This is a genomic window from Novilysobacter longmucuonensis, from assembly GCF_046600735.1.
In the GTDB taxonomy this organism is placed as follows: domain Bacteria; phylum Pseudomonadota; class Gammaproteobacteria; order Xanthomonadales; family Xanthomonadaceae; genus Novilysobacter_A; species Novilysobacter_A longmucuonensis.
In genome coordinates this window covers 113,378-130,900 of the sequence record NZ_JBJMAW010000001.1, presented here as the reverse complement: position 1 = coordinate 130,900, position 17,523 = coordinate 113,378, and the positions used below count along the sequence as shown (strand labels likewise).

Here is a 17,523-nt window from a genome sequence, read left to right as displayed (position 1 = left end):
TCCGGAGATACCGCATGAATGCAGCAGCCGCCACCGTTCCCCGCCATCTGCCGATGGCGCTGCTCCTGATCCGCGCCAGTATCGTGCTGATGCTGGCCCCGTGGATCGCCGACAAGTTCCTCAACCCCGGTCATGCCATCGCGGTGTTCGAAGGCTTCTACGGCCTCGCAGGCATCGCCGAACCGCTGGTCTATGCGATCGGCATCGCCCAGGTCCTGCTGGTGCTGTGTTTCGCGCTCGGCGCCCTGCGCACCTGGAGCTACGGATTGGTCACCCTGATGCACGCCGGCTCGACCTTTTCTTCGTGGCAGCAGTACCTCAACCCCTTCGAAGGCGCCAACCTGCTGTTCTTCGCCGCCTGGCCGATGCTCGCGGCCTGTATCGCGCTGTTCCTGTTGCGCGACTATGACCAGCTGCTGAGCATGGAGCAGAAGCGCCGCTGAGCACGACGGCACGCCGCGTTCCGCTGCCGCGTGGCTCGAGCGGTACGCGGCGGGTCTGAACCAGACTCGCGGTTGCCGATGAGGCCGCGCCCAGCCGGTACTCTCGCAAACGGGGTGCCGCGGCCGCACCGTACAATTCCGGCCGATGACCGCCGCACCCGCCATTCCGCCGTCGCAACTGCGCCTGTCCGTCGCCCCAATGATGGACTGGACCGACTCGCACTGCCGCGTGTTTCACCGGTTGCTGGCGCCGCATGCGCGGCTGTACAGCGAGATGGTGCACGCCAATGCGGTGATCCATGGCGACCGCTCGCGCCTGCTGGCGCTGGATCCGGTGGAGCATCCGGTGGCGTTGCAGCTCGGCGGCAGTGAGCCGGAGTTGCTGGCGCAGGCGGCGCGGATCGGGGCGGAGCTCGGCTTTGACGAGATCAACCTCAACTGCGGCTGCCCGTCCGACCGGGTGCAGGCTGGCCGTTTCGGCGCCTGCCTGATGCGCGAGCCGGCGCTGGTGGCCGAGTCGGTCGCGGCGATGATCGCGGCGTGTGCTGACCTGGGCCACGATGTGCCGGTGACGGTGAAATGCCGCCTCGGCGTGGATGACGACCACGACTACGACCACTTCCGCGCCTTCATCGACCGCATCGCCGCAGCCGGCTGCCGGATGTTCGTGGTGCATGCGCGCAACGCGTGGCTGCAGGGACTGTCGCCGAAGGAAAACCGCGAAGTGCCGCCGTTGCGCTACGACTGGGCCTACCGGCTCAAGCGCGAGCGGCCCGACCTGCAGGTGGTCGTCAACGGCGGCATCGCCAGCCAGAACGAGGCGGCCGCCCACCTGGCGCATGCCGACGGCGCGATGCTGGGCCGCGCCGCCTACCACGACCCCTACCTGCTGCACCGACTCGATGTGGCGTGGTTCGGCGGCGAATTGAAATCGCGCGCCGAGCTGTTGCGCGCACTGCGGCCGTATGTCGAGGCGCAACTCGCGGGCGGCCCGCTTGGGAAAGGCGTGTTCCTCAAGCACATCACCCGCCACCTGCTCGGCCTGTTCGGCGGGCAGCGCGGCGGCCGCGCGTTCCGCCAGGTTCTCAGCGAAGGCGCGCACAAGCCCGGCGCCGATTGGTCGCTCATCGAGCGCGCGCTGGCGGTGACCGAGAGCTTCAACGACCGACCCTCCACTGCCTCCCGAGCCGACGCCGCATGATCACCCGCGACACTGCTGCCTTCCTAGAGTTCGCCCGCGGTGCTGCCGCCGATTTCGGCCCGGCCACCGCGCGGGGTGCATTCCTGGTCGCGCCCGATGGCTTCCGGCTGGCCGAGCAGTCCGCCGCCGACAACCGCTACATGGCCGAGGCGGCCGGGTTCGATGCCGCGCGCGCGTCCGCGCAGCACCGCGAGCTTCATCGCGCACTGGCCGGGGTCGTGCCGACGGTGTGTTTCGCCGGCGACCCGCAAACGCCCGACGCGCTGTTCCCCAACAACGTGTTCGCGACCGCCCGGGTGGATGGCAGCTCCCGCTACGTGGTCGGCCGCATGCGCCATCCGGTGCGCCAGCGCGAGGCCGCCCGGGCGGACATCCGCGGCTTCTTCGGTGGCGTGCTCGACTACGCCGAGATCGATCTTTCGACGCAGCCGCACCCCTGCGAACTGACCGGTGCGCTGGTCATCGACCGCGCGCGGGGCCTCGGCTTCGCCGGCTTGTCGGAGCGCTGCGACCGGGAGGGCGCACGCCTGATACACGACGCGCTCGGCCTGCGCGCCACGCTGATGTTCGAGCTGGCCGCAGGCGAATACCACACCAACGTGGTATTGGCGGTGCTGGCCGGCCGCACCGCGCTGGTGTGCCCGCAAGGCTTCGCCGAGCCGGCCGTGGTCGAGGCGATCACCGCGCTGTATGCGCCGCATGCGGTGCTGCTGTCGCCGGCCGAGCACGCCGCCTTCGCCGGCAACGCCATCGCACTGAGCGAGGACGCGGTGTGGATGAGCGCCCGGGCCGGCCAGGCCCTGAGCGCCGAAAGCCGCCGCGCGCTGACGGCCGCCGGGTTCGAGCCGCGCAGCGTCGAGCTGGATGCGATCGAAGCCGGCGGCGGCTCGCTGCGCTGCTGCGTCGGCGAAATTTTCTAGGCCCGCCAGAGGCTTGCATAAAGCCGTCGCGGCGTGTTCACATAGCTGAATCCTTCGCGAGATGTGAAAATAAAGTTCAGATCGGATTCACTGCCCCGTTCCGAGAATGCGGGTTCACGTCGGTGCCACTTGTCGCGGCATCGACCGTTTCCGCAGCGCCCCGTGCGCCATCCGAACCGTCTCCCGGAGTCCCATGTCGACCTCGCGTCCCCGCCTCGTTCCGCTGGTCCTGCTCGCCACCTTCACCGCCGGCCTCGGCAGTGCGGCGGCACAGCATCGCGATGAACCCCGCGGGGCTCGTGCCAACCGCGCCCGCGCGGAGGTGCCGGTCCGCGAGATCCGCGGCCACGACCGCCGCGAGGACCACCGCGCACTGTCGGATGCCGTGCGCCGGGTCGAGCGCCGCACCGGCGGCCAGGTCCTCAGCGCCGAGCGCGTGCCGTTCGATGGCCGCGACGTCAACCGGGTCAAGGTGGTCGATGCCAGCGGCCGGGTGCGCATCTACATGGACGACCCCGTGGCGACAGAGCGGGCGACCGGTCGGCCTGCGCGTGGTGAGCAAGCGCGTACACGCCGCGACGACGACTGACGCCGCACTCTGCGGCGCAACGGTCGCGGTTGTGCGCGGCACTTTTCTTGCGACAGAAGCCTTACTGACACGGGAGTCACCATGCGTATTCTGCTGGTAGAAGACGAAGCGCCGCTGCGCGAAACCCTGGCCGCGCGCCTGAAGCGCGAGGGTTTCGCGGTGGATGCCGCGCAGGACGGCGAGGAAGGCCTCTACATGGGTCGCGAGGTGCCGTTCGACCTGGGCATCATCGACCTGGGCCTGCCGAAGATGTCGGGCATGGAACTGGTCAAGGCGCTGCGCGAGGAAGGCAAGAAGTTCCCGGTGCTGATCCTCACCGCGCGTTCGAGCTGGCAGGACAAGGTCGAGGGCCTCAAGCAGGGCGCCGACGACTACCTGGTCAAACCCTTCCACGTCGAGGAGCTGCTGGCACGGCTCAACGCGCTGGTGCGCCGCGCCGCCGGCTGGAGCAAGCCGAGCCTGGAGTGCGGGCCGGTCACGCTCGACCTGGCCGCGCAGACGGTCAATGTGCACGGCAACAACGTCGACCTGACCAGCTACGAATACAAGGTGCTCGAGTACCTGATGATGCACGCCGGCGAATTGGTCTCCAAGGCCGACCTGACCGAGCACATCTACCAGCAGGACTTCGACCGCGACTCCAACGTGCTCGAGGTCTTCATCGGCCGGCTGCGCAAGAAACTCGATCCCGACGGCGCACTCAAGCCGATCGAGACCGTGCGCGGCCGCGGCTACCGGTTTGCCATACCGCGAAGCGGTGAATGAAAGCGTGCGCGCGAAGCGGTGAATGAAAGCGTGCGCGCGCACCGGGGAGTGATGCGCCGGCACGGGCGTGGCCAACGGTCGTACCACCGGCGCGCGACCTCGTCGCCGGCCGGGCATGCGACGATCGTGCGCGTCCTCCACTGATCGGCGCCTGACCGCGTCGCGCGCACATGAGCTGGGGCCAACCTCGATCGCTGCAGGCACGGCAGTTGCTGGCGGCCAGTCTCGGACTGCTCGCCTTCCTGGCGCTGGCTGGCTACGCGCTGGACCGGGCCTTCCTGGAAACCGCCGAGAGCAATCTCTACCAGCGCATGCGCAGCTACGCGCTGGCGTATGCCGACAGCGACTTCGCCCGCGACGGCGCATTCATCCCACCCTACACCCCGCCGGACCCGCGTTTCGAGCGGCCCGGCAGCGGCCTGTATGCCGAGGTCGTGTTCCCGAACGGGCACTGGGATTCACCCTCCACCCAGGGCCCGCTGCTGCCGGTCGCGGGGCTGCTCGCGGCCAACCAGGAGCGCTTTGAAGGCCCGCTGCAGATCACCGAGCTCGACGGCCATGTCGGCCAGGCCTATCGCTATGGCATCGGCTTGATCTGGGACGCCGGCGGCGATGCGCGCGCGGAGTTTCCGTACACGATCTACATCCTGCAGGACACCACCGCGCTGAGCCGCCAGGTCGGCGTGTTCCGCGCCACGCTCTGGCGCTACCTCGGCGGTGCCGGGCTGGTCCTGTTGCTGCTGCAGGGTCTGATCCTGCGCTGGAGCCTGCGCCCGCTGCGGCGCGTGATCGAGGAGCTCAAGCGGGTGCAGCGCGGCATCACCTCGCGCATGAGTGAGCAGCATCCGCGCGAATTGGAGCCGCTGACCGACAGCATCAACGCCTTCATCGAGAGTGAGCGTGAGAACCTGGACCGCCAGCGCAACACCCTCGCCGACCTCGCCCACAGCCTCAAGACGCCGCTGGCGGTACTGCGCGCGCGGCTCGACGACAACGCCGCGGAGCACGAGCTGCGCGAGGACGTCGACCTGCAGTTGCGGCGCATGAACGACCTGGTCTCCTACCAGCTCGCGCGCGCGGCGTCCGGCGGTCACGCTCTGTTCGCCGCGCCGATCGCGATCGAGCCGCATGCCGAGCAGATCGTCCGTGGACTGGAAAAGGTCTACGCAGCCAAGGGCGTCTTGTGCGAGTTCGAGATCAGCCCGGGCGTGCAGTTCCACGGCGAGCCCGGCGACCTGCAGGAGTTGCTCGGCAACCTACTGGAGAACGCCTTCAAATGGGCCAGGTCGCGCGTGCTGCTGACGGTGAAGCCCAGCGAGGTCGTGCCAAACCGCCGCCCCGGACTGCTGCTGGCGGTGGACGACGACGGTCCCGGCATCCCACAGGACAAGATCGCGTTGATCCTGCAGCGCGGCGTGCGCGGCGACGAGCGTGTGCAAGGCCACGGCATCGGCCTGGCGATCGTGCAGGACTTGGTGCGCGGCTATCGCGGCACCTTGGGCGTGCGCCCCTCGGAGGAGCTCGGCGGCGCGCGCTTCGAAGTGCAATTGCCGCCGGGGCTGTGAAGAGCGTTCCGGTCCGCAAAGGACGCGAAAGACGCAAAAGAAGGCAAGGAAGGAAAGAGGCAAGGAAGCAAGAGAAAGCAAGGAAGCGGCGAGTTGCGATCCGTAGGCTGGGCTGGCAAGCCCAGCGCCTTGATCTACGAATGCTGGGCTTGTCAGCCCAGCCTACGGCGACTCCTTGCTCCTTGCCCCTCGCCCCTTGCTCCTTACCCCCTTACTTCTTACTTGCTTCTTCTGCGTCCTTTGCGGACCAACAGCTCTTGATCAGGCAAACGGCGAGCGTCCGTAGAAGCGCCTTAGGTGCGCGGCCACCTGTGGCATCGCCTCGCGCAGCAGGGCCGGGTCGCTGAAGTGGTACTCGGTCGCGACGGCGAAGAATTCCTCCGGGGCCTCGGCAGCGTAGGCGTCGATCGCAGTCTCCCGGCCGGCTTCGACCTCGGCCACCAGCCGGTCGTAGCCCTGCTGGAAATCGCCCGCCCATTCGCGTTGCCACGGGCGCGGCAGCGGCGGGGTGCCGTCCAGCGCGCCGTCGAGCACGTCCAGCTTGTGCGCGATCTCGTGCGCGGCGACGCAGAAACCGGCGCGCGGGCTTTCGCAGTCGGCCAGCACGTCGGCCCAGGACAGCACCAGCGGTCCGGATTCCCACGCCTCGCCGATGAGCTCGTCATGGCCCTCGTGCAGCACGCCGGCCGCATCGATATGGCTGCGCTGCACGCGGAACGCCTCGGGATAGACGATCAGTTGCGACCAGCCGTGCAGGCCCTCGGCGCCGAACTCCAGCAGCGGCAGGCAGCACAAGGCGGCGAGCATGCAGCGCTGCTGCCCGTCCAGGCTCAGCTCGCCGATCGGGCTGATGGTCTTCTCGTGCAGGAATCGTGCGGCGAGCCCGCCCAGGCGCGCGTCGCGCTCCGCATCCAGCGCATGCAACCAGGGCACCGCATTGCGCGTCTCGCGCCACAGCTGCGGATCTATCGGGTCGGGACGCCGCAGGCGCCGGAGCCATTCGAACAACGTACTGCCGTCGCGCGAATCAGGCGGGCACGCTCAGCGATGCATGCTCAGCGGAACATGCCGGGCAGGAAGCTGTGCCAGCGCGGCGACTGCATGCGGCCGGCCGGGCCGGCGTCGCTGTGGACGCTCGGTTTGACCTTGGTTTCGCGCGCCGACGGAGCCGACGCCGCGGCGGCGTTGCGATCGGCTTGTTTGCCGTGGACCTGGTCATCGCAGCTCTCGCCACCGGGCGCGCTCAGTTTCACCTCGCGCGCAGTCACGGACGTGCTGGCGACGGCAAGCAGCAGGCATAGGCAAATCCGCAACATGGAAAGGTCCTCGCGTAAGACGGAGTCCGGCTAGCCGTTGACTATAACGCGATTTCACGCGCAGCCGACGGGCAGGAATGCTGCGACGCAGCACGCACTCGAGCCTGTTTCAGGCGACCCTCCCTCGCCCGCCGCAGCGCTGCCGGAAGCACTCCAGGCTCCCGCATAATGCGCGCATGTCGTGGCTATCCACTCCCTCCGCGCGCCCGACCGAGGCGCAGCGTGCGCCCTGCACGGCGCTACCACCGCCCCTGGCGGCTGCGGACCTTTGGCCGCGGGGTACGGCGAAACCATGAACGAGCGCGAACTGCTGAAGCGGCTGATGGCCGGCCCGGCGTCCGGCGATGCGCTCGCCAGCGCCTCCGGCCAGACCCGCGCGGCGGTGTGGAAGCGGATCGAGGCGCTGCGCGAGGCCGGTGTGCCGATCGAAGCCAAGCCCGGCCGTGGCTATGCACTGTCGCAGCCGCTCGACCTGCTCGATGCGGCGGTGATCCGGGCTGCGCTGCCGGGCGCTACGCGTGCCCGGCTCGACGCGCTGGAGGTCGCCTGGTCGCTCGACTCGACCAACAGCGAGCTGTTGCGACGGCCGGGGCCGGCCGGCGCGCAGGCGACGGTACTGCTGGCCGAGCGCCAGAGTGCGGGCCGCGGACGGCGCGGGCGCGAGTGGGCCTCGCCGCTGGCCGCGCATCTGTACCTGTCGCTGTCGCGCAGTTTTGCCGGCGGACTGGTGCGCCTGGGCGGACTCAGCCTGGTGGCCGGCATCGCCACCGCCGAAGCCCTGCGCGGGCTCGGCTTCGATGCGGTGCGGCTGAAGTGGCCGAACGACTTGGTGGTCGAACACGACACCGGCCTGCGCAAGCTCGGCGGGCTGCTGGTCGAGGGCGGCGGCGAGCACGCCGGTCCGGTCCGCGCGGTCATCGGGCTCGGACTCAATGTGCGGATGCCGCCGGAACACGCCGCGGCGCGAATCGACCAGCCGTGGTGTGACCTGGGCGCGTTGACCACCGCCCCCACGCCCACGCGCGACGCTCTTGCCGCGGCGCTGCTCACGCACTGGCTGCCGGCACTGGAGCAGTTCGACGCCGACGGGCTGGCGCCGTTCCTGCCGCGCTATGCCGCGCTCGACGCATTGGCCGGCGAACCGCTGACCGTGCACGGCGAGGCTGCAGCGCAGCACGGCACCGCACTGGGCATCGCCGCCGACGGCGCCCTGCGCGTGCGCCTGCACGACGGCGCGGAGCGGCACTTCCATTCCGGCGAAATCAGCGTGCGCCGCAGCGTGCCGGCGTGAGCGCGTGGTTGTTCGATCTCGGCAACACCCGGCTGAAGTGCGCGCCGCTGCTGGAGGACGGCCGCATTGGCGAGGTGATCGCGGTGCCCCATCGCATCGACCAGGTCGGCGGCGGCCTGGCCGACGTGCTGCCGGGGCGCATTGAACAGGCGTGGCTTGCCAGTGTCGCCGCACCGGAACTGACCGCCGCGGTGCTCCGCGAACTGGAAGGCCGCTGCCGGCACGTGTCGCTGGCGCGCACCCGCGCCGACTGCGCCGGGGTGCGCATCGCCTATGCCCAACCGGACAGGCTCGGGGTGGATCGCTTTCTCGCGCTGCTCGCCGCGCACGCGCGCGGCGACGGTCCGTCACTGCTGTGCGGGGTCGGCACCGCGCTGACCGTGGACCTGCTCGATCGCGACGGGTGCCACCTCGGCGGGCGCATCGCGCCTTCGCCGACCCTGATGCGCGAAGTGCTGCACGCCCGCGCCGCACAACTGCCGGTGGCCGGCGGCGGGTACCGCGAATTCGCGGCCGATACCGCGGACGCGCTCGCCTCCGGTTGCGAGGGCGCAGCGTTGGGCTTGATCGAGCACAGCGTCGCGGCCGCGCGGCAACGGCTGGGCACTGCTCCGGCGCTGCTGCTGCACGGCGGCGGCGGCGAAAATTTGATGCCGCACCTGCCGACGGCGCGCTGGGTGCCGGGGCTGGTGATCGAGGGACTGGCGGTGTGGGCGAAGACAGAGTGCGCATGAGCAGCACCCTCGAGCGGGCCCATGGACGCCTGGCCTTTAGAATTGCCCGATGCTGATCCGCGCCCTGATCGTCCTGCTGCTCGCGCTCAACCTCGGCGTCGCCGGCTGGTGGCTGCTGCGCGCGCCGCCGACGCCCGCCGAACCCGCCGCGCACCCGCCAGGCGTCGCCCGGCTGCAACTGCTCGGCGAGCGCTCCCGAGCGCCCGCCGCCGCCCCGGCCGCGGCGGGCGCTGCAGCACGCCAGGCCACCGCACCCCAATGCCTGAGCCTGGGGCCATTCGAGACCGCAGCCGAGATCGAGCGCGCGCGCGCCGCCCTCCGGCCGATCGCATCGCTGCAGGTGCGCGGGCGCCGGGTCCAGACCGGGCCGATCAGCGGCTGGCGCGTCTACCTGCCGCCATCGGAGGACCTCGCCGCCGCGCAGGCCGCCGCCGCACGGGTGGCCGAAGCCGGTTTCACCGACTATTTCGTGATGCGCCAGGGCGCGGACGCCAACGCTGTCGCGCTCGGGCGCTATGCCGACGAGGCGACCGCACGCGCGCACGCGGCGGCGTTGGCCGCGGCCGGTTTTGCCGCTTTGGCCGAGCCGATCCGCAGCGGCCCGGTGGCGCTGTGGCTGGACCTCCGGGCGGCCGCCGGTTTCGACCCCGCACGGGCACAGGAGATCAGCGCTGCGCCACGGCGCGAGGCGCTCGACTGCGCCGAGCTGCAATGACGCGAGGGCACGCGAGCCATGAGGCGCACGCTAGACTGTGCAAACCGCCGGCTTAGCTCAGTTGGTAGAGCAACTGATTTGTAATCAGTAGGTCGTCAGTTCGATTCTGACAGCCGGCACCAAGTGAACCCGGCGTAGAACCAACCGCCGGATCGACGATCCAACGGCCGCGTGCCGGCCGATGCTTCTGCTGGCCCGCGATGGCGGCAGACGCCGCCATCGCCGCAGCGACGCCATTCCCAAGGAGACCCTCATGAATCGCACCTACACGCCCGTCTCGCTCATCGGCGCCCCCACCGATGTCGGTGCCGGCGACCGCGGTGCCCGGCTCGGGCCCGAGGCGCTGCGCATCGCCGGCCTGGCCGAGGCGCTGGTCGCCCGCGGCGTCGACGTGATCGACCGCGACAACCTGGATGGTCCGCGCAACCCGTGGACCGCGGCAGTCGAGGGCTACCGGCACCTGTCGGAGGTAGCCGAGTGGAACCGCATCGTGATGGAAGCAATGTATGCCGAACTCAAAGGCGGCCGCATGCCGATCCTGCTCGGTGGCGACCACTGCCTCGGGTTGGGCTCGATTACCGGCGTCGCGCGCTATTGCCGCGAGGCGGGCAAGCAGCTGCGCGTGCTGTGGCTCGATGCGCATGCCGACTTCAACACCAGCCAGGTCACGCCGTCGGGCAACGTCCACGGCATGCCGGTCGCGTGCCTGTGCGGGATCGGCCCGCGCGAGCTGACCCATCTCGACGGCAACGCCCCGGCGATCTCCCCCGACGTGGTCCGCCAGATCGGTATCCGTTCGGTCGACCAGGGCGAGAAGCGGCTGATCAAGGAGCACGGCCTTGACGTCTACGACATGCGCTACATCGACGAGGTCGGGATGAAGCGGGTGATGGAGGAGGCGTTGGAGGGCATGGACGACGACACCCACCTGCACGTCAGTTTCGATGTCGACTTCCTCGACCCGAGCATCGGGCCGGGCGTCGGCACCACCGTGCCGGGCGGTCCGAACTACCGCGAGGCGCAACTGGTCATGGAGATGATCGCCGACAGCGGCCGCATGGCGTCGCTCGACATCATGGAGCTGAATCCGGTGATCGACACCCGCAACGCCACCGCCGAGATCGCGGTCGACCTGGTCGAGAGCCTGTTCGGCAAATCGACGCTGATGCGCGACTGAGCGCCGAGTGCACACGCGCTTCACGCCTGCTCGCGTCTGATGCAAGCGCGGGCCGCCTCCTGTTCAGCGGCCGCCATATCGCAAGCCATCCGACCGAGGAGGTAACTATGAAGCGTTTGATAGCCCTGATGCTGCTGGCCATGTTTTCGATGGGCACCCTTACCGCCTGCAACACCATGGCCGGTGCCGGCGAGGACATCCAGGAGGCCGGCGGCGCCATCGAAGAGCAGGCCGAGGATTGTGACGCCGGCGAGTGCTGAATTGCCTGTACGCCTTCGCATGAAGAAAAAGGCCGGAGCGATCCGGCCTTTTTTATTGCAGCCGGGCTTTCGCGATCACCTCCTGCTCGCCGCCGCCGCACAAGACAGTGCGGCTCCGTTCAGCCATGTGTGGGGCACGCCTGGGGATCATGATCCTGCGCAGACATCGCGCTTGCGAAGCTGACCCCGGCGGTCGACAACCGCTGGCCAACAGGAGACGCGAGTCATGAACAACGACATCATTTCCGGCAAGTGGACCCAGCTCAAGGGCAAGGCCCAGGCCCGCTGGGGCGATCTGACCGACGACGATTTCGACGTGGCCGAAGGCAACGCCGAGTACCTCGCCGGCAAGCTGCAGGAGCGCTACGGCTGGCAGCGCGATCGTGCCGACCAGGAAGTGCGCGACTTCAGCGACACGCTCAACTGAGGCAGCGGCGCATGCATTCGGCCGCCGCGGCGCCAACGGGCGCAGCCACTGTGAAAACGCGCCAGGGAGGGCTCCGGCCCGCTCTGGCGCCGATGCCGATGACGTGCCGGAGACCATCGCGGCGCTGCGGGTAAACTGGACGGCCTCCGTTTTCCCACAGCAGCAGCCACGATGAGTCAGACCCGCGTCCTGACCGGCATTACCACCTCCGGCACCCCGCACCTGGGCAACTACGTCGGCGCCATCCGCCCGGCGGTGGCGGCCAGCCAAGCGCCGGGGGTGGAGAGCTTCTATTTCCTGGCCGACTATCACGCCCTGATCAAGGTCAGCGAGCCGGCGCGCGTACAGCGCTCGACCCTGGAGATCGCCGCGACCTGGCTCGCCTGCGGACTGGAGCCAGACAAGGTGTGGTTCTACCGCCAGTCCGACATCCCCGAGATCCCCGAGCTCACCTGGCTGCTGACCTGCGTCGCCGGCAAGGGCCTGCTCAACCGCGCGCACGCCTACAAGGCCGCGGTCGACAGGAATCGCGCCGAGCAGCTCGACGACGATGCCGCGGTCACCGCCGGCCTGTTCATGTACCCGGTGCTGATGGCCGCCGACATCCTGCTGTTCAATGCGCACCGGGTGCCGGTCGGCCGCGACCAGGTGCAGCACATCGAGATGGCGCGCGATTTCGGCCAGCGCTTCAACCATCTTTACGGGGAGGCGACGGGTGAGGGCTATTTCACCTTGCCCGCGGCGGTGATCGAGGAGCACGTGGCGACCTTGCCGGGCCTGGACGGCCGCAAGATGAGCAAGAGCTACGACAACACCATCGCGCTGTTCGCCCCACGCGCGACGCTGAAGAAGCTGATCTATTCGATCCTCACCGACTCGCGAGCGCCGGGCGAGGCCAAGGACACCGACAGCTCCAACGTGTTCCAGCTGTACCAGGCTTTCGCCAACGCCGATGAGACCGCCGCGATGCGCGCGGCATTCGCCGACGGCATCGCCTGGGGCGAGGCCAAGCAGGCCTTGTTTGAACGCATCGATGCCGAACTCGCGCCGCTGCGCGACAAGTACGAGGCGCTGATCGCGAAGCCGGCCGAGATCGAGGCGATCCTGCGCGACGGCGCGGCGCGCCTGCGGGTACGCCACGCCACGCCGATGCTGGCGCGGCTGCGCGAGGCGGTGGGCCTGCGCGATCTCTCGCGGGTGACCGGCGAGACCGCCCCCGTCCAGGCAAAAGCCGCGCTGCCGCAGCTCAAGCAGTACCGCGACACCGACGGCAGGTTCTATTTCAAGCTGGTCGAGGGCGAACGCTTGCTGCTTCAGAGCGGCGGTTTCGACTCGCCGAAGCAGGCCGGTGAAGTTGTCGCCGCGATCAGGTCCGGCGCGATCGATGCAGCAAGTCTCGCAGCGCATGCCACGGCACCGGACGGTGTCGACACCGGCGAGGTCGCTGCGGCGATCGCCGCGCTGATTGCCGCCGCCCGCGAAAAGGCGCAAGCCAGGGCATGAACCCGCTGGTCGAGCTCAACCTCAGCCTGATCCTGTTCCTGCCGTGGTTCGTGATCCTCGGCGTGCTGTACTGGCTGTTCCCACAGCAGCCGCGGCACCGGGCGCGCATGCTGTTCGATGTCGCGGCGCTGGGCTTGTCGCTGGCCGCGTTCCTGCTGAGCATCTACTGGTCGCACGCCAGCGCCGACCCGGTCTACGGCGCGATGTGGCAGCAGGTGCTGGCGACCGCGCTGGGCTACAGCGTGTTCCTGGCGGTGCTGACGCTCGCCTTCTTGGTGCGGCGGCACTGGTTGTCTCGTCGCGGCTGATTCCGCGCGCGTGTCGATGGCACGCCGCCGGTTACCGCCGAAGTCCGCCGCCCGGGCAGAGGCGCTGGGCTTGGCAGCCCAGCCTACGGGTCTACCTACCAACGGGTCACGATATCCGCGCCTTCGAGAGAACTGCCATGTCCGATACCCACGGCATCGTCACCATCGACACCGGCTTCCAGCGGCCGCGATTCGATGCGTGCTACCTGATCGTCGAAGGCGGCCGTGCGGCGTTCGTCGATTGCGGCACCAACCACAGCGTGCCGGCGATGCTGGCCGCGCTGGCGGACCGCGGCCTGCCGCGCGAGGCGGTCGACTGGCTGGTCCTGACCCACGTCCACCTCGACCATGCCGGCGGCGCCGGCCTGCTGATGCAGCACCTGCCCAACGCACGCCTGCTGGTGCACCCGCGCGGGGCACCGCACATGATCGATCCGGCGCGTCTGATCGCCGGCGCCACCGCGGTCTACGGCGAGGCGGAAATGGCACGCAGCTACGGTGCGATCCAGCCGGTGGCGGCCGAACGCGTGGTCGCCGCGGACGACGGCCACACCCTCGAGCTGGCCGGGCGGCGGCTGCAGTGCATCGACACACCCGGCCATGCACGCCATCACCTGTGCGTATGGGACGAACGCAGCCGCAGCTGGTTCACCGGCGACACCTTCGGGCTGTCGTACCGCGAGTTCGACACCGAGCACGGTGCATTCGTGATCCCGACCACCTCGCCGGTGCAGTTCGAGCCCGGGCCGCTGAAGGCATCGATCGCGCGCCTGCTCGACTTCGCGCCCGAGGCGATGTACCTGACCCACTTCGGTCGGGTCACCGGGGCCGCGCGGCTGGCGCGCGACCTGATCGAACAGATCGACGCGATGGTCGCCGCCGCGCGTGCCACGCACGGCCGGCCGGAGCGCCACGCGCGGCTGGCCGAGGCCTTGACCGCGCTGTACCTGCGGCGTGCGCGCGCGCATGGCGTGCCGCTGGATGACGCGCGGATCCAGGCGCTGCTCGCGGTCGATATCGAACTCAATGCGCAGGGACTGGCGGTCTGGCTCGATCGCAATTGACCAGGCTGCGGCGGCCGTCACGATGCGGATTGCGCCGGACCGTTAGCCTTCGCGCATCCCTGCGCGCACCACAGACAATCTCGTTGTCCGATGCCCTCCGACCGCCCGCACCGCGATATCCACGCCGACGAGCAACGCCGCCAGGACGCGCTCGACGAGTACGAACTGCTCGACAGCGCGCGCGAGCAGGCCTACGAGGACATCGTCAAGCTCGCGGTGATGTTGTGCGAGGTGCCGGCCGCGGCGATCTCGCTGATCGATCGCGACCGCCTGTGGCACAAGGCGCGCATCGGCCTGGCGGTGGACGAAACCGCGGGCCGCGACACGATCTGCGAGCACGCGCTGCGCGAGCCCGGCCGGCTGCTGGTGGTCGAGGACGTGGCACGCGATCCGCGTTTTACGAAGTTGTCGTTGAAGCTCGGCGATCACCCGCTGCGGTTCTACGCCGGCATGCCGTTGCGCAGCCCCGATGGCCACGTGCTCGGCACACTGTGCGTGATGGACGCGGTGCCGCGCAGCCTGGACGCAGCGCAGCGCGAGGGCCTGGAGGTGCTGGCGCGGCAGACCCAGCACCTGTTCGAGCTGAGCCGCTATGCACGCGAACAACGCCGCCTGCTCATCGAGCGCGAGGCGATCTCCCAGCGGCTGGAGGCATCGCGCGCGGACCTGCAGCGGCGCCATGACAAGCTTCAGTACAGCGCCTCGCGCGACCCACTGACTGGTCTGCTCAACCGCGCCGCGCTGGCCCAGCTGCGCGCTGCCCCCGGGGAGCTCGCACGGCTGCAGCAGGCGCCCTATAGCCTGATGCTGATCGATGTCGACCGCTTCAAGCAGGTCAATGACCGCCACGGCCATCTCCTCGGTGATCGCGCGCTGCGCGCAGTCGCCGATGCGGTCGCCGCGTCGATCCGCGAGGGCGACCTGGCGGTGCGCTACGGCGGCGAGGAATTCCTGGTGGTGCTGCCCAACACGCGCCTGGCCGACGCCGCCGAGGTCGCCGAGCGCGTGCGCCAGCGCGTGCTGCTGGCGCCGCTGCCGTTCGCGCTGACCGTATCGATCGGCCTGGCCGGCGGCGAGCCCGGCTGCGACACCCCCGAGCGGGTGTTCGACCGCGCCGACCAGGCGCTGTATCGGGCCAAGGCCGGTGGCCGCAACTGCGTGGTGGCCGACGACACGCTGCAGATCAGCGACGCGCCCACAACGCCTTTGTAGGAGCGGCTTCAGTCGCGAAGCCCGATCGCCGCAGCGCCCGTCCGCTTGCGTGGGAGCGATGTGAGTCGCGCCGGCAAATCAAGGGCTCGCGGCTGAAGCCGCTCCTACAGGAGCGGGGGTTCAGTCCCAGACGGTCGGGGCAGCGCGCGCGTTGTCCTCGCGCAGCGGCACCACGCAGAAGCGCTGGCCGTCGGGCGCCTGCATCACCCACCAGCGCTTGACGAAGCCGACCCGGCTTGCGCCCAGCGCCTCCAGTCGGCTGACTTCGGCATCGAGGTCGTCCGTTTCGATGTCCAGGTGCACCCGCGAAGGGTGTTCGACCTTCTGCACCTCGATGTGCAGGTCGCCCGGGGTGTCGCCGAACTCCGCGTACTGGCCGGTGCCGCCCGAGTCGGGATCGGCGATGGACACGCCGAGTGCCCGGCTCCAGAACGCGGCCGCAGCGCCGAGGTCGCCGGTCTGGCAGTCGATGATGAAGCCGGCGAGGCGGCTGCGGTGGGCCATGGCGGTGCTCCTGTCGATTGGCGTCCCCGCCGAGGCGACGGACCTGCCGGGGCTCCTTACTCCTTACTCCTTACTCCCTACTCCCTGCCTTCATTGCGGCTGCGCCAGATCATCCAGCATCGCCTTGAGGAACCGCGCGGCCTCGCCGCCGGTGCAGGCGCGGTGGTCGAAGGTGACCGACAGCGGGATCACCTTGTGCGATTCGAACCCGCCCATCACCGGGGTCATCTGGTGGCGGCCCTTGCCGGCGGCCACGATCGCCACCGTCGGCGGCACGATCACCGGGGTCGCGTAGCGACCGGCGAACATGCCGAAGTTCGACAGCGAGATGGTGTAGCCCGACAGTTCCGAGGCCGGGATGCTGCGCTCCTGCACCTGCACGCGCAGGCGGTTGACCGCCTCGCGCACGCCACGCGCATCGAGCACGTCGGCGTTGCGCAGCGCCGGCACGAACAGCCCGTCGTCGGTGTCCACCGCGATGCCGATGTCGACGTGCGGGTGCAGGGTCCGGGTCAGCTTGTCGCCGTCGAACCAGGCGTTGAGCGCGGGCACGGCCTTGCACGCGGCCACGATCGCGCGGACCAGGCGCCCGGTGATGTCGTTGCCCGGCATCCAGGCGTGGATGTCGGCATCGTCGCTCAGCGTGGTCGGCACGACCTTGGCGTGGGCATCGGCCATGACCCGGGCCATGTTGCGGCGCACGCCCTTGAGTTGCTCGGGCTGGCCGCTGGCGCTGACCCCGGGCGGCTGGGTGCGCATCGGCTTGCCGCCGGCCGAAAGGGTCGTACGCGACGCCTCCCGCGACTGCTCACGCTGTTGCGCCGACGGAGGAGCGGATCGCGACGGAGCGGCGCTCTTGTTGCCGATCGCGGCCGAGCCATCGGCCGCCGCGCGCTTCACGTCCGCCATGGTCACCACACCGTCGGCGCCGGTGGCCTCCACCTGCGCCAGGTCGACCTTGAGCTTGCGCGCCAGTGCACGCACCGCCGGCATCGCCTTGATCCCGCCGATTGCGAAGGCCTGCTCGGCGCGCACCGCATCGGAGGACTGCATCGCGCCAACCACGGTGCCGCTGTCGGCGCGTTCGCCATCCACGCTGCCCTTGGCCGCGGGTTCGCCCTGGTCCTCGATCGCGCCGCCGTCATCGGAGGCGACCACCCGATCGTCCGGCGCCGGGTCCCGGCTGCCCACGCCTTGCGACGGCTGCTCGCGCTCGTCCTCGTCCTGCCCGCCGCCGTGGTGGTGGCCGGTGTCCTGGCCAGCCGCGCGCTGCGGTTGCGAGGGGTCGATCTCGAACTCGGCCAGCATCGCGCCGGTATTGATCACGTCGCCGGCCTCGCCGGCCAGCTTGAGCACCTTGCCGGAGAACGGCGACGGCACCTCGACCACGGCCTTGGCCGTTTCCATCGACACCAGCGCATCGTCCAGGCGGATCGTGTCGCCGACCTTGACCGACCACTCCACGATGGTCGCGTCCGGCAGGCCTTCGCCGAGATCGGGCAGGAAGAACTTTTTCTTGTCGCTCATTG

21 protein-coding genes and 1 tRNA gene are annotated in these 17,523 nt (G+C 69.7%); 18 read left to right on the top strand and 4 right to left on the bottom strand.

Annotation, left to right across the window (positions count from 1 at the left end):
• Positions 1-14 precede the first annotated feature (14 nt).
• The 6 genes from ACJQWM_RS00615 (at position 15) to ACJQWM_RS00590 (ending at position 5,483) form a co-directional block, all read left to right on the top strand.
• Entirely contained in the window at positions 15-443 is a 429-nt protein-coding gene (locus ACJQWM_RS00615) for a hypothetical protein (RefSeq protein ID WP_332704259.1), read from the top strand.
• A 145-nt stretch (positions 444-588) separates the two neighbouring features.
• Positions 589-1,644 (top strand): tRNA dihydrouridine(20/20a) synthase DusA, encoded by a 1,056-nt coding sequence (gene dusA / locus ACJQWM_RS00610; protein ID WP_332704257.1) that lies wholly within the window; start codon positions 589-591, stop codon positions 1,642-1,644.
• Positions 1,641-2,564 carry an arginine deiminase-related protein gene (locus ACJQWM_RS00605; RefSeq protein ID WP_332704256.1) on the top strand — a complete coding sequence of 308 codons (924 nt, stop codon included), beginning with the start codon at positions 1,641-1,643 and terminating at the stop codon, positions 2,562-2,564. Before dusA ends, ACJQWM_RS00605 begins: the two co-directional genes overlap by 4 nt.
• A gap of 193 nt (positions 2,565-2,757) precedes the next feature.
• The gene (locus ACJQWM_RS00600) at positions 2,758-3,153 is read left to right on the top strand and encodes a PepSY domain-containing protein (protein WP_332704254.1); all 396 of its coding nucleotides are present in this window, start codon (positions 2,758-2,760) and stop codon (positions 3,151-3,153) included.
• Positions 3,154-3,234: 81 nt separating this feature from the next.
• The gene (locus tag ACJQWM_RS00595; RefSeq protein WP_332704252.1) at positions 3,235-3,918 is read left to right on the top strand and encodes a response regulator transcription factor; all 684 of its coding nucleotides are present in this window, start codon (positions 3,235-3,237) and stop codon (positions 3,916-3,918) included.
• Positions 3,919-4,088: 170 nt separating this feature from the next.
• Entirely contained in the window at positions 4,089-5,483 is a 1,395-nt protein-coding gene (locus tag ACJQWM_RS00590) for an ATP-binding protein (protein WP_332704250.1), read from the top strand.
• Between the two features lie 261 nt (positions 5,484-5,744).
• Here ACJQWM_RS00590 and ACJQWM_RS00585 read toward each other — a convergent pair whose 3' ends face one another.
• Both ACJQWM_RS00585 and ACJQWM_RS00580 read right to left on the bottom strand, forming a co-directional pair.
• The gene (locus ACJQWM_RS00585; protein ID WP_411306606.1) at positions 5,745-6,491 is read right to left on the bottom strand and encodes a M90 family metallopeptidase; all 747 of its coding nucleotides are present in this window, start codon (positions 6,489-6,491) and stop codon (positions 5,745-5,747) included.
• 47 nt (positions 6,492-6,538) lie between these two features.
• The gene (locus ACJQWM_RS00580; protein WP_332704248.1) at positions 6,539-6,799 is read right to left on the bottom strand and encodes a hypothetical protein; all 261 of its coding nucleotides are present in this window, start codon (positions 6,797-6,799) and stop codon (positions 6,539-6,541) included.
• Positions 6,800-7,091: 292 nt separating this feature from the next.
• Here ACJQWM_RS00580 and birA point away from each other — a divergent pair, with 292 nt between their 5' ends.
• From birA to ACJQWM_RS00520, 12 genes are all read left to right on the top strand, one after another.
• Positions 7,092-8,090 (top strand): bifunctional biotin--[acetyl-CoA-carboxylase] ligase/biotin operon repressor BirA, encoded by a 999-nt coding sequence (birA, locus tag ACJQWM_RS00575; RefSeq protein WP_332704246.1) that lies wholly within the window; start codon positions 7,092-7,094, stop codon positions 8,088-8,090.
• Positions 8,087-8,824, top strand: coding sequence for a type III pantothenate kinase (locus ACJQWM_RS00570; RefSeq protein WP_332704244.1), 738 nt, complete (start codon positions 8,087-8,089; stop codon positions 8,822-8,824). Before birA ends, ACJQWM_RS00570 begins: the two co-directional genes overlap by 4 nt.
• 49 nt (positions 8,825-8,873) lie before the next feature.
• On the top strand, positions 8,874-9,539 hold the full coding sequence (locus tag ACJQWM_RS00565) for an SPOR domain-containing protein (protein ID WP_411306605.1): 666 nt from the start codon (positions 8,874-8,876) through the stop codon (positions 9,537-9,539).
• Between the two features lie 46 nt (positions 9,540-9,585).
• Positions 9,586-9,661, top strand: a tRNA-Thr gene (locus ACJQWM_RS00560).
• Between the two features lie 131 nt (positions 9,662-9,792).
• A complete protein-coding gene (gene rocF / locus ACJQWM_RS00555) occupies positions 9,793-10,716 on the top strand; it encodes an arginase (RefSeq protein ID WP_332703668.1) in 924 nt (307 codons plus the stop codon).
• 107 nt (positions 10,717-10,823) lie between these two features.
• Positions 10,824-10,976 (top strand): entericidin A/B family lipoprotein, encoded by a 153-nt coding sequence (locus ACJQWM_RS00550; protein WP_330970011.1) that lies wholly within the window; start codon positions 10,824-10,826, stop codon positions 10,974-10,976.
• 19 nt (positions 10,977-10,995) lie between these two features.
• Positions 10,996-11,160, top strand: coding sequence for a hypothetical protein (locus tag ACJQWM_RS00545; RefSeq protein WP_330970010.1), 165 nt, complete (start codon positions 10,996-10,998; stop codon positions 11,158-11,160).
• Positions 11,161-11,202: 42 nt separating this feature from the next.
• On the top strand, positions 11,203-11,403 hold the full coding sequence (locus ACJQWM_RS00540; RefSeq protein ID WP_330970009.1) for a CsbD family protein: 201 nt from the start codon (positions 11,203-11,205) through the stop codon (positions 11,401-11,403).
• A 171-nt stretch (positions 11,404-11,574) separates the two neighbouring features.
• Positions 11,575-12,906, top strand: coding sequence for a tryptophan--tRNA ligase (locus tag ACJQWM_RS00535; RefSeq protein WP_332703671.1), 1,332 nt, complete (start codon positions 11,575-11,577; stop codon positions 12,904-12,906).
• Positions 12,903-13,214, top strand: coding sequence for a hypothetical protein (locus tag ACJQWM_RS00530; protein ID WP_332703673.1), 312 nt, complete (start codon positions 12,903-12,905; stop codon positions 13,212-13,214). Before ACJQWM_RS00535 ends, ACJQWM_RS00530 begins: the two co-directional genes overlap by 4 nt.
• Before the next feature lie 137 nt (positions 13,215-13,351).
• Complete coding sequence (locus tag ACJQWM_RS00525; RefSeq protein ID WP_332703675.1) at positions 13,352-14,278, top strand: MBL fold metallo-hydrolase; 927 nt, start codon at positions 13,352-13,354, stop codon at positions 14,276-14,278.
• Between the two features lie 90 nt (positions 14,279-14,368).
• Entirely contained in the window at positions 14,369-15,490 is a 1,122-nt protein-coding gene (locus ACJQWM_RS00520; protein ID WP_332703677.1) for a sensor domain-containing diguanylate cyclase, read from the top strand.
• 120 nt (positions 15,491-15,610) lie between these two features.
• Here ACJQWM_RS00520 and ACJQWM_RS00515 read toward each other — a convergent pair whose 3' ends face one another.
• Both ACJQWM_RS00515 and ACJQWM_RS00510 read right to left on the bottom strand, forming a co-directional pair.
• Positions 15,611-15,994, bottom strand: coding sequence for a VOC family protein (locus tag ACJQWM_RS00515; protein ID WP_332703679.1), 384 nt, complete (start codon positions 15,992-15,994; stop codon positions 15,611-15,613).
• A 90-nt stretch (positions 15,995-16,084) separates the two neighbouring features.
• Complete coding sequence (locus ACJQWM_RS00510; RefSeq protein WP_332703681.1) at positions 16,085-17,521, bottom strand: dihydrolipoamide acetyltransferase family protein; 1,437 nt, start codon at positions 17,519-17,521, stop codon at positions 16,085-16,087.
• Positions 17,522-17,523 lie beyond the last annotated feature (2 nt).